The organism is Niallia sp. FSL W8-0635, from assembly GCF_038007965.1.
GTDB lineage: Bacteria > Bacillota > Bacilli > Bacillales > Cytobacillaceae > Niallia.
Map to the genome: position 1 here is coordinate 3,012,401 of NZ_JBBOYD010000001.1, position 26,883 is coordinate 3,039,283.

The following is a 26,883-nucleotide window of genomic DNA, read 5'->3' on the forward strand; positions in this document are numbered from 1 at the left end:
AAAACGTTATTCAGCATAGATTTTTATGTAGAGTTCATTCTTTTAAAAACGCAAAAAAACTCTCATCCCTATGCCAAATATTTTTTGACATAGGGACGAGAGTTAACCCGCGGTTCCACCCTATTTGCTGTATATATACAGCCACTTTCATACGCAGTTGCTCCAAGAACGCCTTCCTTAATGCTCATGCACTTGGCTTCCACTATCCCAAGCTCGCTTTTCACGAGGAAATTAAGTACTACTTTCTTTTCAACGCAACACCTTTATTTACATGAATAATATCGAAAAAAAAATAAGTTGTCAACCTTACTAAACCTATTTTCTAACTGAAACGTTCGCTAACAGTGATGCATTATTTATCTTATGTAAAAGCGTCTCCTAAATTCTTCATTGATTGAATAAATTTTTTCGATTTCAAAAACAAACCGGAATACTCTTCATAATAAGCATCAATTATCATACTAAGCTCTTTCTTCGTTGAATCTTTCACAGAAATACTTCCTAGGCGGGAAATATCCATATAATAAAAAATACGGAGAAGCTTTACAGTAGCCTGTGAAATTTTATGGTGGTAAGGGTCCTTCTCCAAGCATTGATGGCAAATCAATCCCCCTTCTCGTATGGAAAAAGAAAAATGCCCCTCTGTTGAGCCACAAAAAGCACAACGGTCTAATACTGGATATAACCCTAAGCTATTTAACATTTTTAATTCATAAATGTTAACCAATATTTCCGGATCATATTCTTCATTCATATAATTTAACGTTTGAAATAATAATTCAAACTGATACGGATTCGGCTTTTTTTCATCTGTGCATTTATCTGTAAGCTCTACTATATAACTAGCATATGCAGTAAGAAAAATATCCTCTTTTAACCCTCGCATGCTAGAAATAATATCCCCTTGCTGTAAAAGTCCTAGACCACTACTCCGTTGGACGAGAAAATAACCATAGACAAAAGGTTGGGTTACAGCAGAAAGCCTACTGTTTGGCTTTTTTGCACCTCTGGCCATTACCCCAACCTTTCCCCATTCTCTCGTATAGAGGGTTACTATTTTATTGGATTCACCATAATCAATTGATCTAATAACAATTCCTTCACACTTTTCCAGCATCTTCATTCACCATCCCTTACTATAGAGACAGTGCTATGAGATCGGATAATCAAGTTCTGCTAGTTCCTCCTCGTGCATTCCTGGTATTTCATGATTAGCCTTTTCTAATTCTTTAAAGAGTAGATAAGTATCAATGTTACCTGTTTGGGAAAAAACTTTCCAGGTAAAGTCTAACATGTAAAACCCCACCTTTCGATTTTTTACTAGCTGTTTACAACCTTAATCTTATCATAGCCTGTCTTTATAAAATCATGAGACGAAAATATTGTTAATTGATTGCATGTATAATTTTTAACCACCTATATATTTAAAAAAAGGCTTTTTTTCTCATCGTTAGTTGCTTTTATTAAACAACCTTAAATCCAAGTGAGATTAATATTCGTCTTCCCTGAACCCAAAGTCACGAAGCTGTGTCATTTTATTGCGCCAATCCTTTTGGACCTTCACCCATAGCTCTAAATACACTTTATTTCCTAGAAGGTTTTCGATATCTGTTCTCGCTCTTTTCCCAATTTCTTTTAGCATACTTCCTTGCTTACCGATAATAATCCCTTTTTGAGAATCACGTTCAACAATGATTGTTGCCATCACATTAATAACATCGTTTTGTTTTCTCTCCATTTTCTCAATAACTACTGCAAGGGAATGAGGAATTTCCTCTCTCGTTAAATGAAGTGCTTTTTCTCTTATTAATTCAGAAACGATAAAGCGTTCTGGATGATCGGTTACTTGATCTGCCGGATAAAATTGTGGTCCTTCTGGCAAATATTTTTTTATTTGGGTCAACAATGTTTCCACATTATTTCCTTCTAAAGCAGAAATAGGAATAATTTCTTTAAATGGATACTTTTCTTTATATGATTCAATAATCGCAAATAATTGATCTGGGTGAATTGTATCAATTTTATTAATAACTAAAAATATCGGAGTCTTTACTGTTTGGAATTTTTCAAGAATAAATTCTTCACCTTTTCCAAATCCTTCTTCCGCATTAACCATGAAGAGGATTAAATCCACTTCCTTCAGCGTATTTTGAGCTACCTTCATCATAAAATCGCCAAGTCGATGCTTTGGCTTATGAATTCCAGGTGTATCGATAAAAATAAGCTGTGAATCATCTGTTGTTAATACACCTTGAACTTTATTTCTAGTCGTTTGTGGTTTGTCGCTCATAATGGCAATCTTTTGACCAATTACACGATTTAAAAACGTAGATTTGCCGACATTTGGTCTTCCAATAATGGATATAAATCCTGATTTGTGTTCTGATTGATTATTAATGTTCATGTAAATCCTCCGGTGAAAATGCTCCTGGCAATAATTCTGCCACACTTAAAATTTGTACATCGCCTTTTAAATTCGTCAATACTACTTCCATGTCTTTAGGACATAGTTCAGAAATCACTTGTCTACATGCTCCACAAGGAGAAACTGGCCCCTCTGTATCAGCAATTACTACAAGCTTCTTGAAGTTAGTATCACCTTCTGAAACTGCTTTAAACAAAGCAGTTCTTTCTGCACAGTTAGTCATGCTATAAGCTGCGTTTTCAATATTACAACCATGATAAACGGTTCCATTTTCTGAAAGTAGCGCAGCACCTACTTTAAATTTTGAATAAGGTACATAAGCTTTCTCACGAGCAAGCTTAGCTTCTTCGATTAAAAGTTCATTATTCATATAAATCCCTCATTTCTTTTTAACTGTTTTTCATTCATTTCTATCAATTACAAATAGCTATTGAAAAGGTTATTCTTCTGTCCATTGGATTGTTCTGTAGACATTCTTCAACAAACTTTATTTTAAAATAATATTCTCACATGGTCCCTTTATAGTGCTGCAATTTACTTTAAAGAAAGGCTGTTTTCGTAAAGTTTGTTGCTATTACCCGCAACCGGAATACACTTCGCTTTCCGTGGGGCTCGCGCTTAAGCCTCCTCAGCTTCGCCTCCGGGGTCTCAGACTGTCTCGCAATCCCCGTGGCGACTACGTGTATTCCGGCTGCTCCATTACTTCAACTAACTCTTTTCTCCTATTGAAAAAACAATAATCTTTTAGAAAACAGCCTAAAGAAAAAAACCTTCGTTTTCAAACTTCAGTAACGATTAACCTATTTACTATGTACTGTCTTAAAATTATATACTAATTTATATATACAATAAAGAGGCAGAAGTCAGGAGTTCTATTTAAAGTTTACAGCCCGTCGAGAACAAGCGTTTTAATACCGTTAAACCAAAAAGACTATCTGAAAAGCTAGACCCTAACGCAAAAAACTTTTTTTAGGTAGAGTGTCTAGTTTTTTCAGATAGCCTACGATTACTTATATTTACCCGCCTGTTATAGCTTCGACTATTTTCGGGATAAAAATGATTCCACCAATTACAACAGAAAGAATCGCTGCAACAAATACAGCTCCTGCTGCAATATCCTTTGCCTCTTTTGCCAATGGATGATATTCACGGGTAACAAGATCCACTACACGTTCAACTGCTGTATTCACTAACTCCAGAGTAATTACTAAGCCAATACAGAACGAAATAAACATCCACTCTTGTTTAGAAAGATCATTTAAAACTCCTAATATAATTACAAGAATGGAAATAACTAAGTGAATCTTTACATTTCTTTCTTGTTTAATAGCGGTTAATATTCCTAATATAGCTAAGCGGAAGGAGGATAATTGACTATTCTTTCGAATTCTTTTATCTTTGTAATCCGAATTCATCTAAAATATCCTTTTGAAGAGTAAACATAACTTCTTCTTCTTCTTTTGTCATATGATCATACCCTAGTAAATGCAAGAACCCATGCACCGATAAAAATCCAAGCTCTCGCATATAAGAATGGCCATATTCCTTTGCTTGCTCCTCCGCTTTGTCAATGGAAATGACAATGTCCCCTAACATTCTTGGAAGCCCTTCACCAACTAATTGAATCTCCCCTTCTCCTAATTCCTCAAGCGCAAAAGAGATGACATCTGTCGGTTGATCCTTTTCTCTGTATTCCTTATTTATTTCTTGAATTTGCTCATTGTGAACAAAAGTGATGGACAGCTCAATTTCCCCTTCCAATTGTTGTTTCTCCGCAGCAAATTGAAGAAGGTCATGAATTTTGGTTATTTCACTTTCCTTTACTTTTTCCGTTTCATCAATAAAATCAATTTCTAAATTCATACTCTACTTCCTTTACTTTTTCATTTCTGGATATTCGATTCGTGAATGAAATATCCCTTTTAAAGTTTCACTCAATGTATTTCGAACAATTTCTAATTCCTTTAATGTTAAATCACATTCGTCTAATTGTCCATCTTGCAACCGATCGGAAATAATATTTTTAATTAAAGAATCAATTTGAACCGTTGTTGGAGCATTTAAACTTCTAACAGCAGCCTCTACACTATCAGCAATTCCGATAATGGCTACTTCTCTTGTCTGTGCCTTTGGACCAGGATAGCGGTAATCACTTTCATTTACGTCACCACCCTTTTCTTTAGCCTTATAATAAAAATATTTTAATAAGGAAGTGCCATGATGCTGTTCTGCAATATCTACTATTTCTTTCGGTAATTTATATTTTCTTAACAATTCCGCACCATCTGTCGCATGAGCAATAATAATATTTTTACTTGCTTGAGGTGGGATACGATCATGGGGATTTCCCATATTCATTTGATTTTCAATAAAGAAATGTGGTCTTTTTGTTTTGCCTATATCATGATAATAACAACCCACTCTCGCGAGTAAGCCATTAGCTCCAATCGCTTCACAGGCAGATTCAGCTAAATTTGCCACCATAACACTATGATGATACGTACCAGGTGCTTCGGTTAAAATCTTACGTAAGAGTGGATGATTTGGGTTTGATAGCTCAATTAGCTTGATTGTAGAAAGTACTCCAAAGCCAGTTTCTAGGAAGGGAAGAAACCCAATCGTCAAAACAGCAGAGCTTATTCCAGATATTACTGCCAACAAAATAAAAACACCATATTCTTTCGCTCCATAATGACCATTTTGTAAATACAATATTGCTAATATCGTCACTATATTGATGAAAGAGATAAAGAAGCCTGCGTAAAGAATATTGGTTCGTTGATTCCTTTTGTTTAAAAAGAGTATTCCCGCTAAACCACTGGCTATTATATATATACCCATTCCAACATTAAAAGTTCCTGCAACCCCTTCATTAAACATAATCATTCCACATATTGCAAGAATTATCGTCACCATAATGGCGGATTTTTCTTCCATTAATATTTTTATTAGCATTACTGCCATTGCCGCCGGAAAGATATAGCCTATCTCTGTATATTCAAATTGCTGAAATACACTTACTGTTTTCATCAGTAAGACGGTAACACTAATAATTAGAAAGAACATTAAATAGAAAGGAATATTTTTCTCTTTTTCCATTGCCGTTCTTCTGAATATATAAAAATATAATAAAGAAAGTATCGCCAAAATTATTATGCCTAAACCGATAAATGGTTGAATAGAATTATCGCTGTCTAACAATCCAACAAGCTCTAGCTGTCTGTGAATTTCTCGGCTAATTAGCTGCCCCTCTTCTACAAGAACTTGACCTTGAAGGACTCTGATCGGCTCCACGCTATCCACCGCTTGCTGACGCATTTCTTCCGTGGCAGTTGGATCGTAAAACTCATTTTGAATAATCGCAAATCTTCCTAGATCAATACTTGCACTCTTTAAATCGGATGTTAAGCCGTCGTTAACCTTTAAAATATCCTCCACTCTTTTTTTAGCATTTTCTACTTCATCGGATGGAATCTTTCCATTCATCACTGTATGTATCGCAGTCACTGTTATATCTTTGGCTATTTCTAATTGATCTTCAGAATAAGGGATAAGGGATTTTAAAGAACGATCCATAATTCCGTTCGTCACTTCATTTGTCAACTTTCCTTTTAATAATTCGAGCTTTTCATCCACAGATGGCTCCTCTATTGACTCCTGATCCTTATCATCCTCTTCCGCTTTTTTTCGTTTTTCTTCTAGATCTTTCTCCACTTCATTATTTACTTCTGTTACAGAATCAAATATAGAGGATATTAAATCAACGCGATTTTGCGCAATTTCTTTATTAACAACATATACATCTTGTACTTGGTTTTTCGCTTCTTCTTTCTTCTTCTCTGTACTTTCCTTATCTTCTACCGTTATTGGTGATCGAATCGTTTGATCTGCTACAGAAAAAAGCTGAACATTTAATTTTTCTGGCTTTACGTTGCCATAAAGCGTAAAGAATAAAATTACACCAATAAGAACAAAAAGAGTTATTTTAAAAAAGGTAATATTCATTAGTTTTATTAAGTTATTACTTATTCTTTGCCAAACGCTCATATTTACCTCCCATCGTTAAAAATAGGTTTAATTTGCTACATTACTCTCATCATGAACCTATTTCTTCATCCTTAACCTATCTCGTTGTAAGTTCTTCCTATGAAGTTGGTTAGAGGCTTCCCTTCACTTTCTTTGCTAGATAAATAAAGCCACTATTGTAAAAGAAAAATACTTATGATATGTAAAATGATAACAGTTTTTTCGATTGTTTTCACCCTTTTTCGAAATATTTCATGTTTCTTAACACTAGCAAACAAAAAAGACAATACCGTTAAGCATCAAAGTACTTAAGGTATTGCCTTTCTTTAAATATCCTGTTTTCCGTAAGCATGGATAATTTTTCCGACTAATGGATGTCTTACAACATCACTTTCTTCTAAGTGAACAAAGCCAATCCCATTAACCTTTTGCAAAACTTGTTCCGCAACAATCAAACCAGATTTGACACCTTTTGGTAAATCTATTTGCGTTGTATCACCCGTTATCACCATCTTGGAACCAAATCCAAGTCTTGTTAAAAACATTTTCATTTGCGCATGTGTCGTGTTTTGCGCTTCATCTAATATAACAAAAGCATCATCTAATGTTCTTCCTCTCATATATGCGAGAGGTGCTACTTCAATCGTGTTTCTTTCGATCAAACGAGTTGTATGCTCCATCCCAAGAACATCATGCAACGCATCATATAATGGGCGCAAATACGGATCCACTTTTTCTTTCAGATCTCCTGGCAAGAAGCCTAAACTTTCGCCCGCTTCAACAGCAGGTCTTGTTAAAATAATTCTGTTTACTTTACCGCTCTTTAAAGCATTTACTGCCATCACAACTGCTAAATAAGTCTTTCCAGTACCGGCAGGACCAATTCCAAACACTAAATCATTTCTTCTAATAGAACGTATATACTCACTTTGTCCAATCGTTTTAACTCTAATTGATTTCCCTTTAATCGTTTTCGCTATTTCTTCATCATATAGTGACCCGAAATATTCCAGCGTCCCTTTTTTCGCCAATGAGATTGCATATATAACATCTCGTTCACTAATAGATACACCTTTACGGATGACTTGTAAAAGTTTATCAACAATATCTCCAACAAGCTCGATTGAATCAGGACTTTCAGAAGAAACAAGCAGCGTTTCTCCCCTCGTTACGATGTTACAATCTAATTCTTTTTCAAGCACTTGCAGATTGCTATCTCCATTACCAAGTAAAGCAATAGCTTCGTTTGGATCTTTCAATTTTACATTCATCGTTTTTAAATCTTCTGTCATTCTGTATCTCCTTGAGTTAGAGGTTGTGCTTTCGCAATATTTTCAATTGTAGTAAAAGCTATATTTAATTTTACTTTACCATTCTTTATGTCTCGTTGTAAAATTTTTTCTTCCTTTATTTTTCCATCTTCCCCAATTCGTTTCATAATATCCTTTCGGGCATCCTCTTTACCTTTTTTCACCGCTTCCTTCTCCGTATAGCCCCTTGTTACGATTTCCTTTTCTCGATAAGTCTTATTAACAATCTTAATCGGTAACTCCCATTTAAAAAACTTAACATTTGATTCATTTTCTTCCTTTTCGAATTCCTTATATTCTATTTTGCCAAATCCCCAAACAGGTATATTCCACTTACCAATATTTATATAAAATTTTTGTTTTTCCTCTCCATTAAATACTTGGAATGTTGTTTCCAACGGAACTGTCACTTCTGTTGTATACCATACTTCCCCCCATACCTTCCCTTTAGCAGAAACAGTTTTTGCATTATCTTCTTTCCCAATTGTTCCTGAAACTAATAACTGCCCTTTTCTTACAACTTCGTTCATTGTATATTGCTTTGTACCAGATTCTACAAAATCAGATATGATTGTTGCTTTTTTTGTAGCCACTAAGTTTTGCGGTCCAACTTCTTCCTTCTTCTTCGGTTCATTTTTTTCAACAACCTGAAAATGATAAGTTGTCCCTTTTAATTCAACACCAATCCATGTAATCGCATCGATATTATTTGTTAATTCCGCTTGTATTTCATCTAATTCCTTTGCTAAAAATTGAAACTGACCGATTTTAATGTCCATCTTATCCAATTGTTTACGTATTTGATATTCCGTCGCTGGATTTGCCCCTTTGATTTCTATTCCCCAAACCATATTTGATAAAGTAAGAACTAGTCCTAAAAAAAGAAACACGCCAATTACAAATCCACTATTCTTCCACATCCTTTTATATAGAAACGGAGCTCCAGCTCTGCGCTGAAACTCTATTTTTATGCCGGTGTCTCTTACTAAATGACGAAGACGATGGATTTTCTTTAAACTAATTTGAAAAGTTACGGTATTCGGTCCATGTTTCTTTATGTTCCAGACTGAAATATCATTCTTTAATAGCTTATTTAAAAACCGTTCTAATCCTTTGCCCGTTGCCTTCACTGTTATAATCCCTGTGATATACTCTACCCAATGATTTTTCATAAGTTCCTCCCAAATCACTCATTTATGTATAAGACTTGATCTATTTTTCCCTCTAACAGTATTTCTTCTGGTAAAATTGTTTTAATAACAAATCCTTTTCCTTTAATCAAAAGTTGCCCTTGTTTTAAAAGTAATCGTAATTCTTTATCTGAAAAGGTGATTAATCCACGGTGGTTCTCTACATAAACATGTATTTGTCCAATCATTGTGATTCTAGGTAAGTCCATCATGACATCTTGAGGAAGTTCTAAGTTTTTGATCATCCAGTTCCGCAAGTTGTTTCCCCACTTTTTAGCCATAAAAAAAGAACCCCCCTTTCCTCTCTATTATGAGATTCTCTAGATAGACGGTACACTTTCTAACACTTACTATCATCATATTCAGGGAGTTTTACATTATGCTAAGAAAAACTCTTGCAACAGGCTATCTCAGGAGATTTTCTTCCGATTTTAGTTTATTTAACAAATAAAAAGAGTTATTATCAAGCAATCTTTTCTCTATAGGAGAAATAATGCTTGATAATAACTCTTTATGGATTAATTCATGTTCTTCGCTTTGCGCTGCATAGAGGCTCTATGCGGATTTCTTGCTCTAGGGGAAGCTAATACTTCGGAAAATACTACCGCTTGAATAATATTATCCTTTGTAAAGAAACCTTCTGAATCCGCATTTGCTTCCTTTTTAAGGATTGGTGCTTGAACTCCTCTATTTCGCTGTTTTTCCATCATTTTAATTTTCTTTTGTAAACTTGCATTTTCCCGCTCTAGCCTTTCTAGCTCAGAAAGTGGCTTTTCCACATTCTGAACTATTTTTTTAGGCTTCTCAGGTGCGGCAATTACTGTTGGTTCTCTTATAACATCTGGTTTTACAGACTTTGGCGCTTGTGGTCTAGTTTGCTTTGGTGCTTGTTTTTTACTTTTATCAAAAACAGAGGAGAAGAGAAAAGCTGCAACTGCAATAATTATTGGAAGGATTTCCAAATCATACTCCCTCCCTTTCCAAAAGTTTACTCATTATCATCTTTATTTTTTTGATCATCTGTCAATTTGCCAATAGAGCCTCTCATTTCTGTATCAGCTGTAATGTTTTGTAAATTCATATAATCCATTACTCCAATATTTCCTGATCGTAATGCGTCAGACATAGCCATAGGAACTTCCGCTTCTGCTTCGACAACTTTAGCACGCATTTCTTGTACTCTTGCTTTCATCTCTTGTTCTTGAGCAACAGCCATCGCTCTACGTTCTTCCGCTTTAGCCTGCGCAATTTTCTTATCTGCTTCAGCTTGTTCTGTTTGCAATTCTGCCCCAATGTTTTTGCCTATATCAACATCCGCAATATCAATCGATAGAATTTCAAAAGCTGTTCCAGCATCCAAGCCTTTTGATAGGACGGTTTGAGAAATCATATCTGGGTTTTCTAACACTTTTTTATGGTTTTCAGACGAACCGATTGTTGAAACAATACCTTCACCAACTCTGGCTACGATTGTTTCTTCCCCAGCTCCCCCTACCAATCTTTCAATATTTGCACGAACTGTAATTCTTGCTTTTGCTTTCACTTCAATACCATCCATCGCAACACCAGCAATAAAAGGTGTTTCAATTACTTTCGGGTTAACACTCATCTGCACTGCTTCTAAAACATCACGACCAGCTAAATCAATAGCAGCACATCTTTCAAAGGTTAACTCAATATTAGCACGATGAGCAGCGATTAAAGCATTTACAACTCTATCAACATTTCCTCCTGCAAGATAGTGACTTTCCAACTGATTAATTGTAACGGTTAATCCTGCTTTATGTGCTTTAATAAGCGGATTAACTACACGACTTGGAATAACCCTTCTTAAACGCATCCCAATTAAGGTGAAGATACTAATTCTAACCCCTGCTGCTAAAGCAGAAATCCAAAGCATTACTGGTACAAAGGTTAACAGAACCCCTAATAAAATAACTGCTAATACTACTATTATAATCCAAAAAATTTCTATTCCTCCAAGTAACATTACTCATCCTCCTTTTGTATATCTATCGTTAGTATTTCCCTAACAACAATCCTTGAACCTTCTGCTTTTACTACTTTTACTCTCTTCTCTTTGTCAATAAAACTACCATCACTCACTACATCAATTCTTTCGTCGTCAACAAGAACAACCCCAGCAGGACGTAATGCAGTTAAGGTAATTCCTGTTTTTCCGATCAATTCCTTTCGGCTTTGATTGGAAACATAACCACTTTCTGTGTTTGTTGAGTCAGTCAATATTATTTTTCTAAAAAATTTCATTTTTCTACCAAACACCTTTACTAATAAGATAGATGCAATAATCGAAACACCTATTGCGATTAAAAGGCTTATCCCTATCACCATAAAATCGCCACTCGCAAGAAACATACTGGCAATCACAGCAACAATCCCTATTGCCCCTGCTATTCCTCCAACAACAAAAAATTCCAATATAATCAAGAGAATTCCTATTATAAAAAGAATGAGGCTTTCATATCCTGCAAGGCCTGCAACCAAGTGACCATAGAAAAATAATAACAAAGCAGAAAGCCCAGCAAAACCAGGTAAACCAAATCCCGGTGAATATAACTCAATAATTAATCCTAAACTACCGATCGATAATAAAATAGGAATTATTATAGGGTTTGTTACAAACCTTGCTATTTTATCTGCAAAGCTTTCATCTATCCTTTCTACCTTCGCATTCTGTAAACCAAGTTCACTAAGCACATCATCTAAACTATGGACTGTATCATTAGAATAATTTACCTCTTCCGCTTCCGTTGAAGTCAAAGTTAAAAAAGTTCCTGATTCCTTCATTCCTGGAATTGCGATTGATTTATCAGCCATTGCCATTGCATAAATTGGGTCTCTTCCTGTCTTTTCCGCTGCACCTTTCATTGCGGAAATCCAGTAAGATTGTGCTTTTTCATCTGCCGCATTTCCTTGTCCATCAATCACTCCAGATGACCCTATCCTGCTTCCCTCCACCATATAGATTTCATCGGTATTTAATGCAATATAGGAACCTGCCGAAATAGCATCCTGATTAATAAAGGTAACGGTTTTAATATCAGTTTCAGAAATTCTTTTTCCTATTTCGATTGCAGCAGAAACATCTCCACCAGGTGTATTCATATCAAAAATAATCGCACTAGCCTGATTTTCTTCCGCTTCCGTAATAGCTCGATCTATAAACTCACTTAAACCTTTTTCCACAGTATTCTTTATCGGTACGACATACACAATTTCGTTATTATTTGCATAGATAAAACTAGGTATAATCGATAGAAAAAAGATAAAAAGAAGAGGAAGCAATAATCGTTTCTTATGTCTTCTCAAATTCTCCCTCCTTTCCAAACTGTGAATTTTTTTGTTATGACTATCTATACGGTTGAGTTAAAAAAAAGTTTCATTTTTTTATTTTTATTTTTATTTTTATTTTTTTTAAACTATTTTTATTATATGTCTTTCAAAATAAGATAAAACCGTTATCTTGTAAATCGATTCTAGCGCCATTAAGAAAACCCTTTCAACTTAAACATGTAAAAAGGCTACAGACAATATCTGCAGCCTTTAAAACATAAACTTATTTATGAAAGGTGTTGTTGTACAAGTTTATTTACTAGTGAACCGTCTGCTTTTCCTTTTACTTTAGGCATTAAAGCAGCCATCACTTTTCCCATCTCTTTCTTAGAAGAAGCACCTGTTTCATCAATTGTTTGTTTCACAATCTCTGCTAGTTCCTCTTCCGAAAGTTGTTCAGGCATATATATTTCAACATGTTTTAACTCCGCACGTATTTTGTCAACAAGATCTTCACGACCTGCTTTCTCAAACTCATGGAGGGAGTCTTTGCGTTGTTTTACTTCGCGAGAAAGGACAGATAACTCGTCTTCTTCAGAAAGATCTCTACCAAGCTTAATTCTTTCATTCTGAATGGCAGCCTTAATCATTCGAATTACAACTAGTTTATCTTTTTCTTTGTTTTTCATCGCTTGCTTCATATCATTGTTTAAACGTTCGAGAAGACTCAATTTTGCTACACCCTCTCTTAGAACTTACGTTTTCTTGCTGCTTCTGACTTTTTCTTACGTTTCACACTTGGTTTCTCGTAGAATTCGCGCTTTCTAGCTTCCTGCAAAGTACCAGTTTTTGATACTGAACGTTTGAAGCGACGAAGAGCATCTTCAAGCGATTCGTTTTTACGAACGACGGTTTTAGACATTCTCTTTCCCTCCCTCCGAACACAACACACTAACATCAACATGGTTTCCATGTACCTTGACATTATAATATATCAAAGTAACAAGGTCAACCGTATTTGACCTAGTTAGACAAATTGTTTTAAAAAAAACGTAAAAAAAGGGTGTTTTATACATGAATCCAGCCCTTTTCTCCCTCCAATCCTTTCTCCCATTTTATTTTCCCCTCTAAAAAACATTTTAAACGCCACGTCTGCTAGGTACCTAACACTAGAACTCTTCTATCATTTATTTAGCTGTAAATGGCATGTCCGCAACTATTTCCTCATATATTTTATATAGAGGAGGAAGCATATAATGATTTATCTTTTACTTTTTATTGTACTAATCCTTTTATTTATTTATGGAATGACTCTTTTACGGACAGGTTTATTTAATTTATCTTCTCAATCATTAAAAGGCTTGCTTGAAAAATTGACAGATAAACCATGGAAAGGGTTAATCATTTCCATTATTATTACTGCACTTCTTCAAAGTAGTGCAGCTGTTATGGTGCTGACAATTGGTTTAATTTCAGCAAGAGTATTAACCTTTCCTCAATCCATTGGGATTATTTTAGGAACAAATATCGGTACGACATTTACAACTGAATTCATCACTTTCGACATCAATAATTATTTATTACCCCTAGCTATTATAGGTGTTCTATTTATGATTATTAACAGATACCAATTAAGAAGCATCGGATTCATCCTATTTGGTATTTCAATTGTCTTTACAACAATGAGAGGATTTAAGTATTTCGCTGGAATCATTGAACACCATACATTCATTCATTCTTTTTTTCTGCAACTCTCTGATCGACCTATTATAGCTCTCTTAGTGGGAATCATTATTACAGCATTAATTCAATCAAGCACAGCAACAATCGGAATCATCATGGGCTTTTTAGAAGCAGGATTACTTCCTATAGAAATTGCAATAGCCATTATGTTAGGATCAAACATCGGTACATGCATAACTTCTTATTTAGCTTCAATTGGAACAGAAAAAAACGCAAAACTTTGTGCCTATGCTCATATTTGGCTAAACATTGGCGGGGTTATTCTGTTCTATCCTTTTATCGATGGATTAGCAAATGTCGTTAAAGACATGACCACTGATATTGATGTTCAGCTCGCTCATGCTAGCCTTTTATTCAATGTTCTGTCATCCCTTCTTGTTCTTCCATTTGCGGAGCGTTTCGGTAAATTAATTTTACGAATACACAGGTAATGATATTAATACTCCAAAACCTTAAGGCTGGGACATCCGTATTCCCTCCATAAATAAACCCGAATAATCATACGGTAGTTTGATATATGATCGTTCGGGTTTATATTGGTTTATAAAAGGCTATTTCAGTAAAGTTGGTGTTATTATCCGCAGCCTGAATACACTTCGCTTTCCATGGGGGCGAGCGCCGAGCCGCTTCGTCGCTATGCTCCTGCAGGGTCTCGGACTTTCTCGCAGCTCCCATAGGAGTCTACGTGTATTCAGGCTGCTCCGTCTTTCCAAGTAATTAATTTTTTCTATTTCCATAATAGTTTATAGAAAAACAACTTTTTAAAAAGAATTAGTTTTTACACTGACTATATTTAAAATCATAAATAACTAGAATGAAAAAGTATTCTTTATTTAAGAGCTAAATTAAGGATTGTTCCTCTTTACAGGTTGGCTATTTAGTTTTGTCACAGCCGCTTTACATAACCTTTAGTAAATCATATTGTGATTGATACAAATGATAATACAGTCCTTTTTTTGCCATTAGTTGCTCATGTGTGCCTTTTTCTGCAATTCTACCTCCATCTACATAGAATATTTGACTGCTATTTTTAATAGTCGAAAGACGATGGGCGATGATAAAAGAAGTCCTTCCCTTTAGTAATTCAGTTATTCCTTCTTGAAGAAGTTCCTCCGTTTTTGTATCAATACTACTTGTTGCTTCATCTAAAATTAATATTTTGGGATTTGCTAAGAGTGCCCGCGCAAAGGATATTAATTGCCTTTGTCCTGCTGATAAAGTACTTCCTCGTTCTTCCACTACCGTATGATATCCGTCCTTTAAATCTTTAATGAAGTCATGCGCTCTGACAATTTTAGCAGCTTCAATTATCTCATTTTCTGTTGCATCTAACTTTCCATAACGAATATTATCCAAGATTGTTCCTGAAAATACAAATGTATCTTGAAGCATTACACCCATTTGGGAACGAAGAGATTTCAACGTCACAATTCTTACGTCAAAATCATCTATTTTAACACTCCCTTCATTGACATCATAAAACCTACAAAGTAAATTAATGATGGTTGACTTTCCTGCACCAGTGGGTCCGACCAGTGCTATACTTTCTCCTGCATTTATATGGAAACTGACATCATTAAGGATGTTTTTCCCTTCTTCATAACGAAACGAGACATGATCAAAGGTTACATTGCCTTTAATGGTTGGCATCTCAATTGCTTTAGGATTATCCTTAATATCTGGTTCCACATCTAATGTTTCAAAAATCCTTTCCAAATAAGCAGACGCAGTAATAAGAGCATTATAGAAATTCCCCATATTAATTACCGGGTTCCAAAAATTATTAACATATCCAATAAACGCAACTAGTGTACCAGTACTGACATCCACCCCAATCTGGCGAATCCCTACGAAGTAAATTAAACTTGTCGTCAAAACTGAAATATTTTGCACACCTGGCCATAATAAAAACTGGATGGAAACAGCCTTCAGCCAAGAGGTTCTTGTTTCATTACTTACTTCGTCAAATATCTCATAATTCTCTTCTTCTCTTGCAAATGATTGTGTAATTTTTATCCCAGCAATACTTTCATGAATATACGCATTCATATTGGATTGCTTATTACTTAAAACTTGGTAAGCTTTTCTTTGCATATTTTTAATAACCCATACCAATATTCCTAAAATAGGAAGAAGTGCTAAACTATATAACGTAAGTTTAGCATCAATTGCAAACATAAAAATTAACGTAATGATGACACTGATTATATCAGAGATAAGATTAATTAAGCCGTTGCTTAATAGATCACTCAGCGTATTAATATAGTTAACTACTCTTATCAAAATTTTTCCGTGGGGACGATTATCAAAATAGGAAAAAGGTAATTTTTGCAAGTGCTGAAAAATATCTAATCGCATATCCTTTAAAATATTTTGACCGATATCTGTAATCCATTGAATCCGATATCGCATACAAATACCAATCACCACAAGTGATAACAAAAATAATGCACTGATTCCAATTAAAAGTGGAATATTTTTATCTGGTATGATTTCATCTATCGCTATTTTAGTAAAAAACGGACCGAGCATCCCTGCTACGTTGGCAGTTAAGATGATTAGCAATGTAATAAACAATGCTTTTTTATATGGTTTAATATAAGCACCAATTCGTTTATAATGACTCCAATTAAATTCAGTTTCTAATTCTTCATCGACATTAAATTTATTACGGGCCAATGGTTGCTCCCCCTTCTTCCTGCTCTACTAATCCTAGCTGCCTTTTGTAAACATCGTAATAGATCCCTTTTTTCCCAACAAGCTCCGAATGTGTACCTTGTTCTTTTACTTCTCCTTTGTCGAGAACTAAAATAAAATCTGCATCCCTTACAGATGAAATACGATGCGCAATAATAAATGTTGTTTTATTTTGGGTTAACTGATTTAATTCCTTTTGGATTTTACTTTCTGTCTCCATATCTACCGCGGATGTTGTATCATCCAAAATTAAGATGGATGGATCCTTTGCTAATGCTCTAGCTAAGGAAATCCTTTGCTTTTGACCTCCTGATAATCCAACTCCACGCTCTCCAACAATTGTATTGTAACCTTCAGGCATTCTGACAATAAAATTATGAGCATCAGCTATAGCGGCAACTCGCTGAATCTGTTCCATATTCAAATATGGATTTCCAAAGGAAATGTTTTCTTCAATTGTATTTGAAAACAAGAAAATATCTTGCATAACCATGGAAATCTGATCACGGAGCTTCCGCACTGGCCATTCTTTCGCATTTACGTGATCGATTAATACTTCTCCATCTGTCGGATCATAAAATCTCGCAATCAAGTTTACTAGCGTTGATTTTCCGGCTCCAGTTTCCCCTAGAATCCCCACTGTTTGCCCAGGTCGGACAGTAAAAGAGACATTCTTTAAAATTAATGTTTCTGGATCATCGGAAAACGCAAAAGAGACGTTATTAAAAGTTACATAGCCGGAAATTTTCTTACCGTGTTTTCTTTCTTCCACCATTATTTGCGGTTCCGTACTTAACAAGTTTCGTATTTTTACACAGGATGCATTAAAGCGCTGTACATCATTTATTAACCATCCGCTCATCCGCATCGGCATATTTAACAACCACATAAATCCATTAAAAGCTACTAACTCCCCAATCGACATACTACCTTGTATTACGAATAATCCCCCTAGTAATAATGTAATAACAGCAAGCACTCCTGCGAAGCCATCTAGCCATGGTAAGTATTTTTTCGATACATTAGCAGAATCTAGATTACGCTTTCGATAATCATCATTAAAATGATTAAATTTTTCAATTTCGTATCCTTCCCTCGAAAAAGCTTTAACCACACGATTTCCACTAATATTTTCTTCCACCATTGAATTCAGCCTAGAAAAACTTTCTCGAATTTCTAAAAATACCGGATGCGCCGATCTGGACATTTTTTGTGTAAAAATAAAAATAATCGGTGTGACAGCAACTAGACCTAAAGTTAATCTCCAATCGATATTCATCATAACGATAATAGCTACAGCAAACCAAATGACACATTCAGCGATATTGTAACAAACCCATGAAACGAAATGACGAATAGCATCCATATCTCCTGTCATTCTCGCCATAATATCTCCTACGCGGTTATGATTGAAAAAATCAAAATCAAGCTCTTGTAATTTTTTGTACATATCTTGCCTAATATCAAACTGTGCATCCTGACCAACACGTTCGTATAACAGTTGGTATATGTATCGTGTAACAGTTCTAATAAGAGTTGCCCCTATCATTGCTAATAGAATTGGAACTAAAAGTTGTACTTGATTATTCTCAATGACTTCATCAATCAATCTTCCACTTAAAATAGGAATAATCACTACAAAGAAGGAATTTGCCAATAAAATCAATGTTGCACTAATTACTTTTTTCTTATTCTTCTTTACATAACTCCAAATCCATTGATAATTATTCAATAGGAATCTACACTCTTTCTTTTTTTAATTTGGTTACTTCAAAATGATATTTCTAAAGGTATTTAAATATACTTATAAAACGAAAATCACTACGTGAAATCAATAATATCTCTTAAAACAAATAAAGGGGTGTATACAAAGTTTAAATTAGCTTTCATACTCTAACCTCTCTCCCATTTTTTCGTGGCGTTGGTGAATCCATTGTTAAGCGCCTGGCTGCACACCTGGCATTTTTATACTTGTGCTTAGCCATTTTGCCAAACAATATTTATCCGTAAACAACGCAGCATTTAAAAAATTTAATACGGTCTTACTCAATCATTATGAGTGGCCTCATTGGAAGCGTACGAGACTATTTTTGGCCAATATGAAAAGAGAACACTCATTTCTTATCACAGATTAATTTTAGTCATCAAGGTTTGACGTAACTAGTACTTAAATTGTATAATTATGGACAAAATTTGTCTTGAAAGGAGTTTATGAATGTTATACTATCAATCAAATTATTTCGGACAAAATGGAGATTTTGATCGTATTTCAGCATTCAATCCTACTAATCTCCCGCATTTCCATCGTAGCATGGAGCTAGTGATGGTTGATGAAGGAAAATTGGACCTTACAATCCAAAATAAAACATATACCCTTCACGCCGGAGAAAACGCTCTCATTCTTTCGAATCAAATACATAGCTTACAAAGCAAGCAAAAAAACCACTCCTGGATTTATGTCTTTTCTCCAGAATTGGTCAATCAATTTTATCAAGCAAGTAAAAATAAAGATTTAATTCATCCAATATTCCAGTTGCAGCCTACTTTCTGCGAGATGATAAAAGACGTCTTAACAAATAATAAAAGCTCGATGATTGCCAAAAAAGGGGTACTTTATTTAATCTGCTCCGAATTATTAAACCAAACAGCTTTTAAAGAGGAAACGAGAAGAGATGATTATTTACTACACGATTTACTAAACTATATCCAAAATCATTTTACAGAGGAACTTTCATTAAAAGATTTGTCCCAAAAATTTGGTTATGACTATTCCTATCTTTCAAGATTTTTTACAAAAATACTTAAAGTACCATTTGTTGAATTCCTAAATGGTCATCGCGTCACATTAGCTTCTCAATTATTAAAAACTACAGATAGTAAGATTACAGAAATTGCCGATATAGTTGGATACCGAAACATTCGTAGCTTTAATCGTAATTTCGAAAAAATTATGAACACTACTCCAAGTAATTACCGAAAAATTTATATGGAAAGTTATTAGCGTTACAAATGAGAAAAATGGCAAATAAAAAATCCTTAGAGAAAACAATTATATGTCTTCTCTAAGGATTTCAAAAAAAAGATACTATCAATAGTCACTTGTGCTTGTTAATCCATTTACAATTGCAACTCCAGAACTTGCACCAATTCTAGTCGCACCTGCATCAATCATTTTTTCGGTATCTTCGCTGCTACGTACTCCGCCAGACGCTTTCACACCTATTTCTGGACCTACAGTTTTTCTCATTAGCGAAATGTCCTCAACTGTTGCTCCGCCTGTAGAAAAACCTGTTGAAGTTTTTACAAAATCAGCTCCTGCTTCCACTGCTAATTTACAAGCAATCTCTTTTTCATCATTTGTTAACAGGCTTGTTTCAATAATTACTTTTGATAATGCCTTACCTTTGGCAGCATCTACAACTGCTTTTATATCTTCTTTTACTAAATCATAATTTTTATCCTTTAGAGCTCCAATATTAATAACCATATCTACTTCTGTAGCACCATTTTTAATCGCATCTTCTGTTTCAAATGCTTTCGTTGCAGAAGTAGTTGCACCTAAAGGGAAACCAATCACTGTACACACCTTTACTTCTGTTCCATTTAGCAATTCACTTGCAACTTTCACCCAAGTAGGATTAACACATACAGACGCAAATGTATACTGCTTTGCTTCTTCACAAAGAGTAATAATTTGTTCTTTCGTTGCATCCGCCTTCAATAAAGTGTGATCAATCATTTTAGCAATGTTCATTATGATTCTCCTTTGATATATGTACTTTAGAAAATTTATGCTCAAGCTCTTCGGATTTCATTCGTTCAAAGAGCTTGATTAACTTACGTAAAATTAAAATATTAGTAAGGTTTTATGTTTTTCGATGACTTAAGAAACAATCGCAGCTTGGTCTTCTATTTCCTCTAAAACACGGACAAATTGTCCTTCATTTACAGGATAACCAGCTTTTGTAATTTTCACTTTAACAATTTTTCCAATCATTTCTTCTGTAGCAGGAAATACAACTTTTAGATAGTTATCTGTATATCCAACATATAGCTTTCCATTTCCGTCCTCTTTGTAAACTTCCTCTGGAATAACTTCTACTACTTCGCCTTCATAATTAGATGAATATTCTTTAGCTAATTGATCAGAAAGAGATATCAAACGATGTACTCGTTCATTCTTTACTTCTTCATCAATTTGGTTGTCCATACGTGCTGCAGGAGTTCCTGTTCTCTTCGAATATGGGAACACATGTAATTCAGAGAATTTATGGTCTTTTATAAAATTATATGTTTCCATGAACTCTTCTTCTGTCTCCCCTGGAAAACCAACAATAACATCTGATGTAATTGCTAATCCTGGTAGAGCTTCTTTTAGCCTTGTTATTCTTTCAGCAAAGAATTCCATCGTATATTTTCTTCTCATTCTCTTTAAAACAGTATCAGAACCAGATTGAATAGGTATATGAAGATGATTTACAATTATTTTTGATTTATCCAATACTTCAATTACTTCATCTGTTATTTGACTAGCTTCAATGGAAGAAATACGAAGACGCTTCAGTCCCTTTACTTGAGCTTCTAAGTCACGAAGTAAGTTTGCTAAGTTATAATCCTTCATATCTGAGCCATATCCACCTGTATGAATTCCCGTTAAGACTATTTCTTTATAGCCAGCATCCACTAGTTGTTGTGCCTGCTTAATAACGTCTTGTGGGTCTCTAGATCGCATCAATCCTCTTGCCCATGGAATAATACAGAATGTACAAAAATTATTACAGCCTTCTTGAATTTTTAAAGATGCTCTGGTTCTATCTGTAAAAGCTGGAACATCCATTTCCTCATAGACACGATTTTTCATTATATTACCAACCGCATTAATCGGCTGTCTTTCTTGTTTAAATTGCGCAATATACTCTAGCATTTTCACACGATCCTGCGTACCAACTACAATATCGACACCAGGAATAGCCATGATTTCTGCTGGAGAAGTTTGTGCATAACAGCCTGTAACACAAATAACTGCATCCGGGTTTTTTCGCACTGCACGACGAATGACTTGTCGGCTCTTTTTATCCCCTGTATTTGTAACCGTACATGTGTTTATTACATATACATCAGACATATTTTCATATTCTACACGTTCATAGCCCTGTTGTTTAAACAACTGCCAGATCGCTTCCGTTTCATAATGGTTTACTTTACATCCTAATGTATGAAAAGCAACTGTTGGCATTTTTATCACTCCATCAATTCAAAATGATAAGATACAGCAGACAAAAGGTATAATGGTGCTGTCTCTGTTCTTAATATTCTTGGACCAAGTCCACATGTTATAAATCCATAATCTTTTAATAAAGCTACTTCTGACTCATTTAGACCACCTTCTGGTCCAAATACAGCAAGGATAGATTGTCCCTTTGTCATCGACTTTAAGCTTTTCGTTAACATGGACGATTCGCCTTCTCTTGCCTCTTCTTCATATGCTACTAACTTAACGTCATAGTCCTCTGCAAGTCTAATTAATTGTTTTATATCAATTGGAGCACTTACTTCTGGTATCAACGTACGATGGGATTGTTCAGCCGCTTCTTTCGCTATTTTATTCCAGCGAACAAGCTTTTTCCCACCTTTTTTCTCATCCCATTTAACGACGGAGCGAGCTGCTATAAAAGGGATAAACTTATAAGCACCTAATTCTGTCCCTTTTTGAATAATCCATTCTAGCTTATCCCCTTTTGGCATTCCGCTCACTATGGAAACAGAAACAGGTAGCTCTATTTCGCCTTCTATCCATTGTAACACTTTTGCTGTCACTTCGTTTTCGGAAATATTTGCTATTGTACAACGTGCTACTTGTTGATTGTCATTTACACAGTATATTTCATCGTCAATATCCATTCGCATAACTCGTACAATATGATGATAATCATCTTCTTGGATAATAAATGTATCTTCTTCATTTTTAGCAAAATAGCGCTGCAATCGAAATACCTACTTTCCTTTAACCAATAGATAAGGAAGAATCGTAAGACGAAACTTCCTTTTCCTTTAGTATATTCGCTTACTTTTACAGCTTTAATCTGTCAAGTCTACTATTTCTTTCTTTTTTGAGCAGTAATACTCACCCAATCTTCCATTTGAACCGTTTCTATTATTTCTAGTCCAGATGCAATAATAGCATCTTTTACTTCTTCTTTTTTCTGAAGAATGATACCAGAAGCAATAAAGTAACCGTCTTCCTTGAGTAATCGGTATACATCATCTGTAAATCGTACGATAACCTCTGCCAAAATATTTGCAACAATTACATCTGCCTCTTCATTTATCCCACTTAATAAATTATTTTGACGGACTGTTGTAGTTTCATGAACCTTGTTCAATTTAATATTTAGTTTTGCAGAGCGGACCGCAACTTCATCCAAATCTAAGGCAAGTACAGATTTAGCTCCTAACATTGCTGCTGCAATGCTTAACACTCCAGAACCAGTACCAACATCAATAACTATATCCTCTTTTTTAACTATTCTTTCCAAAGCTTGGATACATAATACAGTTGTGGGATGAGTACCTGTACCGAAAGCCATACCTGGATCTAATTCAATAATTAATTCATCCGTATGGACAGGCGTATAATTCTCCCATGTTGGTACAATGGTAAATTTCTCCGATATTTTCACAGGATGATAATATTTTTTCCAAGCGGTAGCCCATTCTTCTTCATTAACTTCCATAATGGAAACTTTATTTAAACCAATATCAATATTAAATAGCACCAAATTATTGATGTTTTCTTTAATTGCTTCTACTGTTTCTCCAAGAAAACTATTGATTGGTAAATACGCTTTGACAAGCACGCCTTCTTCAGGATAATCATCAGGATTTAGTTGGTAGATTTCGCCGAATTGGTCTTCTCTTTCTTTAATTAGTTCAAAGGGGTCTTCAATAACTACCCCACTAGCACCTGCTTCATGCAAAATATTCGAAATAGGTTCAATCGCTTCATTTGTCGTATGAATTGTGATTTCTGACCATTTCATTTCTACCAACTCCTTTTTGATTATTCACCTTTAAATGCTTTTTTTACTTTAGAGAAAAAGCTGTCTTCTTCTTCTCCTTGAGGGGAAACTCCAGATACTTCAGCAAATTCTTGTAATAGTTGCTTTTGCTTATCTGATAACTTTGTAGGTGTAACTAAACGAATGATAACATGCTGGTCACCTTGGCCATATCCACGTACATTCGGAATTCCTTTGCCTTTAAGTCGGAATTTCGTTCCAGTTTGTGTCCCAGCTGGTACTTTCAGCTTCACTTTACCATGAATAGTTGGTACTTCTACTTCATCTCCAAGTGCAGCCTGAACAAATGTGATTGGCATTTCACAATATACGTCTTCTCCATCACGCTCGAAGAACTCATGTCTTCTTATATGGAATACAACATATAAATCTCCTGCTGGTCCACCGTTAACGCCAGGTTCTCCTTGTCCAGAGACTCTTAATTGTTGACCATCATCAATTCCTGCTGGTATTTTAACACTAATTTTACGGCGTTTCTTCACTTTACCTGTTCCGCCACAAGTCGAACATTTATGCTTAATCTCTTTACCAGTTCCATTACAGTAATTACATGTTCTTCTATTCACAATCCGACCGAACGGTGTATTCTGCTCCACATTCAGCTGTCCTGTACCACTACAATGCTTACATGTTACTGGTTTAGTACCTGGTTTTGCTCCTGTTCCATTACATGTTTCACAATTTTCTTCTCTTGGTATTTCAATTTCGGTTTCTTTACCAAACGCAGCTTCTTCAAACGATAGAGTCATCGTATACTGTAAATCTGCTCCTTGGCGCGGTGCGTTAGGATCTCTTCTTCTTGATCCACCACCGCCAAAGAAAGTGCTGAAAATATCTTCAAAACCACCGAAGCCGCCAAAGTCTCCCGCTCCTCCACCAAAACCTTGGTTAGGATCTGTATGGCCAAACTGATCATAATGAGCTCTTTTTTGATCATCACTAAGTACTTCATATGCTTCTTTTACTTCTTTAAACTTCTCATCTGCATCTGCATCCTTATTAATATCTGGATGATATTTTTTTGAAAGCTTACGATATGCCTTTTTTATTTCATCCTTAGAAGCGCCTTTGCTGACTCCAAGGACTTCATAGTAATCTCGTTTATCCATAATTGATTACCACTCCCCGATTCTTTTCACATAGATGATATTGTATCATTTTGCTTTTCTAAAGTACAATAGTTTATTCCTATCTTTCTTTAAATATCGCCAAAAAACATTAAATCTAAAAGAAAAGTCAAAGTCAAGATAACCTGACTTTGACTTTTCACTAACAATATATCGCTTTTATACGATTACTTATCGTCTTTTACTTCTTCAAACTCTGCATCTACTACGTTGTCATCTTTATCAGATGCTCCGCCTTCTCCGCCTTGTGCAGCTTGAGCAGCCTCTTCATATAATTTCATAGAAAGGGCTTGAACGATTTCTTGAAGAGCATCTTTTTTCGCACGAATATCTTCTAATTCGTTTTTCTCGATAGCAGCTTTTAATGCATCTTTCGCTTCATTTGCTTTCGCAACTTCGCTTTCGTCTACTTTACCTTCTAAATCTTTCAATGTTTTTTCAGTAGTGAAAACTAATTGATCCGCTTCATTGCGTAGTTCCACTTCTTCTTTACGCTTTTTATCTGCTTCAGCGTTTTCTTCTGCTTCTCTAACCATTTTGTCGATTTCTTCATCTGATAAACCAGTAGAAGATTTAATCGTAATAGTTTGCTCTTTATTTGTGCCAAGATCCTTCGCACGAACATTTACAATACCATTTTTGTCGATATCAAATGATACTTCGATTTGCGGAATTCCACGTGGTGCTGGAGGAATATCAGCTAATTGGAAACGGCCTAATGTTTTATTATCTGCAGCCATTGGGCGCTCCCCTTGAAGTACGTGTATATCAACAGCTGTTTGGCTATCTGCAGCAGTTGAGAATACTTGGGACTTAGATGTTGGGATTGTTGTATTACGATCAATTAACTTCGTAAATACTCCACCCATTGTTTCGATACCTAATGAAAGTGGTGTAACATCTAGAAGCACAACATCTTTTACATCACCAGTAATTACGCCACCTTGGATAGCTGCACCCATTGCAACTACTTCATCAGGGTTTACTCCTCTATGAGGCTCTTTCCCAATTTCTTTTTTGATTGCTTCTTGAACAGCAGGGATACGAGTAGATCCACCTACTAAGATAACTTTATCAATTTCAGATGCGCTAAGATTAGCATCTTTAAGTGCTTGACGAGTTGGTCCCATTGTACGCTCTACTAAATCTGCTGAAATCTCTTCAAATTTAGCACGAGATAACGTTACTTCTAAATGAAGTGGTCCAGCTTCTCCAGCTGTGATAAATGGTAATGAAATTTGCGTAGAAGCAACACCAGAAAGATCTTTTTTTGCTTTTTCTGCTGCGTCTTTTAGACGTTGTAGAGCCATTTTGTCCTTGCTTAAATCAATTCCATTTTCTTTTTTAAATTGTTCTACTAAATAATCGATGATAACTTGGTCAAAGTCATCTCCACCAAGACGGTTGTCACCAGCAGTAGATTTTACTTCAAATACCCCGTCACCAAGTTCAAGGATAGATACGTCAAAAGTACCTCCACCAAGGTCATAAACTAATATTGTTTGGTCTTCGTCTGTTTTATCAAGACCATATGCTAATGCAGCAGCTGTTGGTTCGTTGATAATACGTTCTACTTCTAAACCAGCAATTTTACCAGCATCTTTTGTTGCTTGACGTTCTGCATCATTGAAGTAAGCAGGCACTGTAATAACAGCTTTTGTAACTTTTTCTCCAAGATACTCTTCTGCATAACCTTTTAAGTATTGAAGAATAATAGCAGAAACTTCTTGTGGAGAGTAATTCTTGCCTTCTACTTCAACTTTATAATCAGTACCCATATGACGTTTAATAGACATAATAGTGTTTGGGTTTGTAATAGATTGGCGTTTTGCCACTTCCCCTACTTGACGTTCTCCATTTTTGAATGCTACAACAGATGGAGATGTTCTATTACCCTCTGGATTTGGGATAACTTTTGGTTCTCCACCTTCAAGTACAGCAACACAAGAGTTTGTTGTACCTAAATCAATTCCAATAATTTTACTCATGGAA

At 35.2% G+C, this 26,883-nt stretch carries 25 protein-coding genes; 2 read left to right on the forward strand and 23 right to left on the reverse strand.

Annotated elements, in window-relative coordinates:
- Positions 1 to 361: 361 nt before the first annotated feature.
- The 15 genes from recO to rpsU form a co-directional block, all read right to left on the reverse strand.
- Positions 362 to 1,117: a DNA repair protein RecO gene (gene recO, locus NYE52_RS14600; protein WP_341193739.1), complete on the reverse strand. Its 756-nt coding sequence runs from the start codon at positions 1,115 to 1,117 to the stop codon at positions 362 to 364.
- Positions 1,118 to 1,150: 33 nt separating this feature from the next.
- Positions 1,151 to 1,294 (reverse strand): YqzL family protein, encoded by a 144-nt coding sequence (locus NYE52_RS14605; protein ID WP_341193740.1) that lies wholly within the window; start codon positions 1,292 to 1,294, stop codon positions 1,151 to 1,153.
- Positions 1,295 to 1,489: 195 nt separating this feature from the next.
- Positions 1,490 to 2,404 carry a GTPase Era gene (gene era, locus NYE52_RS14610; protein ID WP_445669117.1) on the reverse strand — a complete coding sequence of 305 codons (915 nt, stop codon included), beginning with the start codon at positions 2,402 to 2,404 and terminating at the stop codon, positions 1,490 to 1,492.
- Complete coding sequence (gene cdd / locus NYE52_RS14615; protein ID WP_341193741.1) at positions 2,394 to 2,795, reverse strand: cytidine deaminase; 402 nt, start codon at positions 2,793 to 2,795, stop codon at positions 2,394 to 2,396. Before cdd ends, era begins: the two co-directional genes overlap by 11 nt.
- 646 nt (positions 2,796 to 3,441) lie before the next feature.
- Positions 3,442 to 3,840, reverse strand: a complete 399-nt coding sequence (locus NYE52_RS14620; protein ID WP_341193742.1) for a diacylglycerol kinase family protein — start codon at positions 3,838 to 3,840, stop codon at positions 3,442 to 3,444.
- Positions 3,818 to 4,288 (reverse strand): rRNA maturation RNase YbeY, encoded by a 471-nt coding sequence (gene ybeY / locus NYE52_RS14625; RefSeq protein ID WP_341193743.1) that lies wholly within the window; start codon positions 4,286 to 4,288, stop codon positions 3,818 to 3,820. Before ybeY ends, NYE52_RS14620 begins: the two co-directional genes overlap by 23 nt.
- 12 nt (positions 4,289 to 4,300) lie before the next feature.
- Positions 4,301 to 6,472 (reverse strand): HD family phosphohydrolase, encoded by a 2,172-nt coding sequence (locus tag NYE52_RS14630; protein ID WP_341193744.1) that lies wholly within the window; start codon positions 6,470 to 6,472, stop codon positions 4,301 to 4,303.
- Between the two features lie 305 nt (positions 6,473 to 6,777).
- Positions 6,778 to 7,743, reverse strand: a complete 966-nt coding sequence (locus NYE52_RS14635; protein ID WP_341193745.1) for a PhoH family protein — start codon at positions 7,741 to 7,743, stop codon at positions 6,778 to 6,780.
- Positions 7,740 to 8,933, reverse strand: coding sequence for a sporulation protein YqfD (yqfD, locus tag NYE52_RS14640; RefSeq protein ID WP_341193746.1), 1,194 nt, complete (start codon positions 8,931 to 8,933; stop codon positions 7,740 to 7,742). The genes NYE52_RS14635 and yqfD overlap by 4 nt, the downstream gene beginning before the upstream one ends.
- Positions 8,934 to 8,947: 14 nt before the next feature.
- Positions 8,948 to 9,232, reverse strand: coding sequence for a sporulation protein YqfC (gene yqfC, locus NYE52_RS14645; RefSeq protein WP_341193747.1), 285 nt, complete (start codon positions 9,230 to 9,232; stop codon positions 8,948 to 8,950).
- A gap of 237 nt (positions 9,233 to 9,469) precedes the next feature.
- Positions 9,470 to 9,913 (reverse strand): hypothetical protein, encoded by a 444-nt coding sequence (locus tag NYE52_RS14650; RefSeq protein ID WP_341193748.1) that lies wholly within the window; start codon positions 9,911 to 9,913, stop codon positions 9,470 to 9,472.
- Between the two features lie 26 nt (positions 9,914 to 9,939).
- On the reverse strand, positions 9,940 to 10,941 hold the full coding sequence (gene floA / locus NYE52_RS14655; protein ID WP_341193749.1) for a flotillin-like protein FloA: 1,002 nt from the start codon (positions 10,939 to 10,941) through the stop codon (positions 9,940 to 9,942).
- On the reverse strand, positions 10,941 to 12,281 hold the full coding sequence (locus NYE52_RS14660; RefSeq protein WP_341193750.1) for an NfeD family protein: 1,341 nt from the start codon (positions 12,279 to 12,281) through the stop codon (positions 10,941 to 10,943). Before NYE52_RS14660 ends, floA begins: the two co-directional genes overlap by 1 nt.
- A gap of 251 nt (positions 12,282 to 12,532) precedes the next feature.
- Positions 12,533 to 12,976: a GatB/YqeY domain-containing protein gene (locus NYE52_RS14665; RefSeq protein ID WP_341193751.1), complete on the reverse strand. Its 444-nt coding sequence runs from the start codon at positions 12,974 to 12,976 to the stop codon at positions 12,533 to 12,535.
- A 17-nt stretch (positions 12,977 to 12,993) separates the two neighbouring features.
- Positions 12,994 to 13,167, reverse strand: a complete 174-nt coding sequence (rpsU, locus tag NYE52_RS14670) for a 30S ribosomal protein S21 (RefSeq protein WP_003152957.1) — start codon at positions 13,165 to 13,167, stop codon at positions 12,994 to 12,996.
- 334 nt (positions 13,168 to 13,501) lie between these two features.
- Here rpsU and NYE52_RS14675 point away from each other — a divergent pair, with 334 nt between their 5' ends.
- Positions 13,502 to 14,419, forward strand: coding sequence for a Na/Pi symporter (locus tag NYE52_RS14675; protein ID WP_341193752.1), 918 nt, complete (start codon positions 13,502 to 13,504; stop codon positions 14,417 to 14,419).
- Between the two features lie 466 nt (positions 14,420 to 14,885).
- On the opposite strand, the gene NYE52_RS14680 is transcribed toward NYE52_RS14675, so the two are convergent.
- Positions 14,886 to 16,667 (reverse strand): ABC transporter ATP-binding protein, encoded by a 1,782-nt coding sequence (locus tag NYE52_RS14680; RefSeq protein ID WP_341193753.1) that lies wholly within the window; start codon positions 16,665 to 16,667, stop codon positions 14,886 to 14,888.
- The gene (locus tag NYE52_RS14685; RefSeq protein ID WP_341193754.1) at positions 16,657 to 18,417 is read right to left on the reverse strand and encodes an ABC transporter ATP-binding protein; all 1,761 of its coding nucleotides are present in this window, start codon (positions 18,415 to 18,417) and stop codon (positions 16,657 to 16,659) included. Before NYE52_RS14685 ends, NYE52_RS14680 begins: the two co-directional genes overlap by 11 nt.
- 483 nt (positions 18,418 to 18,900) lie before the next feature.
- On the opposite strand from NYE52_RS14685, the gene NYE52_RS14690 reads away from it, so the two are divergent.
- Positions 18,901 to 19,686, forward strand: coding sequence for a helix-turn-helix domain-containing protein (locus tag NYE52_RS14690; RefSeq protein WP_341193755.1), 786 nt, complete (start codon positions 18,901 to 18,903; stop codon positions 19,684 to 19,686).
- Positions 19,687 to 19,773: 87 nt separating this feature from the next.
- On the opposite strand, the gene deoC is transcribed toward NYE52_RS14690, so the two are convergent.
- The 6 genes from deoC to dnaK form a co-directional block, all read right to left on the reverse strand.
- Positions 19,774 to 20,439, reverse strand: a complete 666-nt coding sequence (deoC, locus tag NYE52_RS14695) for a deoxyribose-phosphate aldolase (protein ID WP_341193756.1) — start codon at positions 20,437 to 20,439, stop codon at positions 19,774 to 19,776.
- 129 nt (positions 20,440 to 20,568) lie between these two features.
- On the reverse strand, positions 20,569 to 21,921 hold the full coding sequence (gene mtaB, locus NYE52_RS14700) for a tRNA (N(6)-L-threonylcarbamoyladenosine(37)-C(2))-methylthiotransferase MtaB (protein ID WP_341193757.1): 1,353 nt from the start codon (positions 21,919 to 21,921) through the stop codon (positions 20,569 to 20,571).
- 5 nt (positions 21,922 to 21,926) lie between these two features.
- Positions 21,927 to 22,670 carry a 16S rRNA (uracil(1498)-N(3))-methyltransferase gene (locus tag NYE52_RS14705; RefSeq protein WP_341193758.1) on the reverse strand — a complete coding sequence of 248 codons (744 nt, stop codon included), beginning with the start codon at positions 22,668 to 22,670 and terminating at the stop codon, positions 21,927 to 21,929.
- Between the two features lie 110 nt (positions 22,671 to 22,780).
- Positions 22,781 to 23,725: a 50S ribosomal protein L11 methyltransferase gene (gene prmA / locus NYE52_RS14710; protein WP_341193759.1), complete on the reverse strand. Its 945-nt coding sequence runs from the start codon at positions 23,723 to 23,725 to the stop codon at positions 22,781 to 22,783.
- A gap of 20 nt (positions 23,726 to 23,745) precedes the next feature.
- Complete coding sequence (gene dnaJ, locus NYE52_RS14715; protein ID WP_341193760.1) at positions 23,746 to 24,873, reverse strand: molecular chaperone DnaJ; 1,128 nt, start codon at positions 24,871 to 24,873, stop codon at positions 23,746 to 23,748.
- Between the two features lie 185 nt (positions 24,874 to 25,058).
- A complete protein-coding gene (gene dnaK / locus NYE52_RS14720; protein WP_341193761.1) occupies positions 25,059 to 26,879 on the reverse strand; it encodes a molecular chaperone DnaK in 1,821 nt (606 codons plus the stop codon).
- Positions 26,880 to 26,883 lie beyond the last annotated feature (4 nt).

Bases quoted from the DNA above. Each gene is read 5' to 3' on its own strand.
- yqfD (WP_341193746.1), bottom strand. From the start codon at position 8,933: ATGAAAAATCATTGGGTAGAGTATATCACAGGGATTATAACAGTGAAG.
- dnaK (WP_341193761.1), bottom strand. From the start codon at position 26,879: ATGAGTAAAATTATTGGAATTGATTTAGGTACAACAAACTCTTGTGTT.
- NYE52_RS14690 (WP_341193755.1), top strand. From the start codon at position 18,901: ATGTTATACTATCAATCAAATTATTTCGGACAAAATGGAGATTTTGAT.
- prmA (WP_341193759.1), bottom strand. From the start codon at position 23,725: ATGAAATGGTCAGAAATCACAATTCATACGACAAATGAAGCGATTGAA.
- cdd (WP_341193741.1), bottom strand. From the start codon at position 2,795: ATGAATAATGAACTTTTAATCGAAGAAGCTAAGCTTGCTCGTGAGAAA.
- yqfC (WP_341193747.1), bottom strand. From the start codon at position 9,232: ATGGCTAAAAAGTGGGGAAACAACTTGCGGAACTGGATGATCAAAAAC.
- NYE52_RS14630 (WP_341193744.1), bottom strand. From the start codon at position 6,472: ATGAGCGTTTGGCAAAGAATAAGTAATAACTTAATAAAACTAATGAAT.
- NYE52_RS14605 (WP_341193740.1), bottom strand. From the start codon at position 1,294: ATGTTAGACTTTACCTGGAAAGTTTTTTCCCAAACAGGTAACATTGAT.
- NYE52_RS14635 (WP_341193745.1), bottom strand. From the start codon at position 7,743: ATGACAGAAGATTTAAAAACGATGAATGTAAAATTGAAAGATCCAAAC.
- ybeY (WP_341193743.1), bottom strand. From the start codon at position 4,288: ATGAATTTAGAAATTGATTTTATTGATGAAACGGAAAAAGTAAAGGAA.
- recO (WP_341193739.1), bottom strand. From the start codon at position 1,117: ATGCTGGAAAAGTGTGAAGGAATTGTTATTAGATCAATTGATTATGGT.
- era (WP_445669117.1), bottom strand. From the start codon at position 2,404: ATGAACATTAATAATCAATCAGAACACAAATCAGGATTTATATCCATT.
- rpsU (WP_003152957.1), bottom strand. From the start codon at position 13,167: ATGTCTAAAACCGTCGTTCGTAAAAACGAATCGCTTGAAGATGCTCTT.
- dnaJ (WP_341193760.1), bottom strand. From the start codon at position 24,873: ATGGATAAACGAGATTACTATGAAGTCCTTGGAGTCAGCAAAGGCGCT.
- floA (WP_341193749.1), bottom strand. From the start codon at position 10,941: ATGTTACTTGGAGGAATAGAAATTTTTTGGATTATAATAGTAGTATTA.
- mtaB (WP_341193757.1), bottom strand. From the start codon at position 21,921: ATGCCAACAGTTGCTTTTCATACATTAGGATGTAAAGTAAACCATTAT.
- NYE52_RS14620 (WP_341193742.1), bottom strand. From the start codon at position 3,840: ATGAATTCGGATTACAAAGATAAAAGAATTCGAAAGAATAGTCAATTA.
- NYE52_RS14675 (WP_341193752.1), top strand. From the start codon at position 13,502: ATGATTTATCTTTTACTTTTTATTGTACTAATCCTTTTATTTATTTAT.
- deoC (WP_341193756.1), bottom strand. From the start codon at position 20,439: ATGAACATTGCTAAAATGATTGATCACACTTTATTGAAGGCGGATGCA.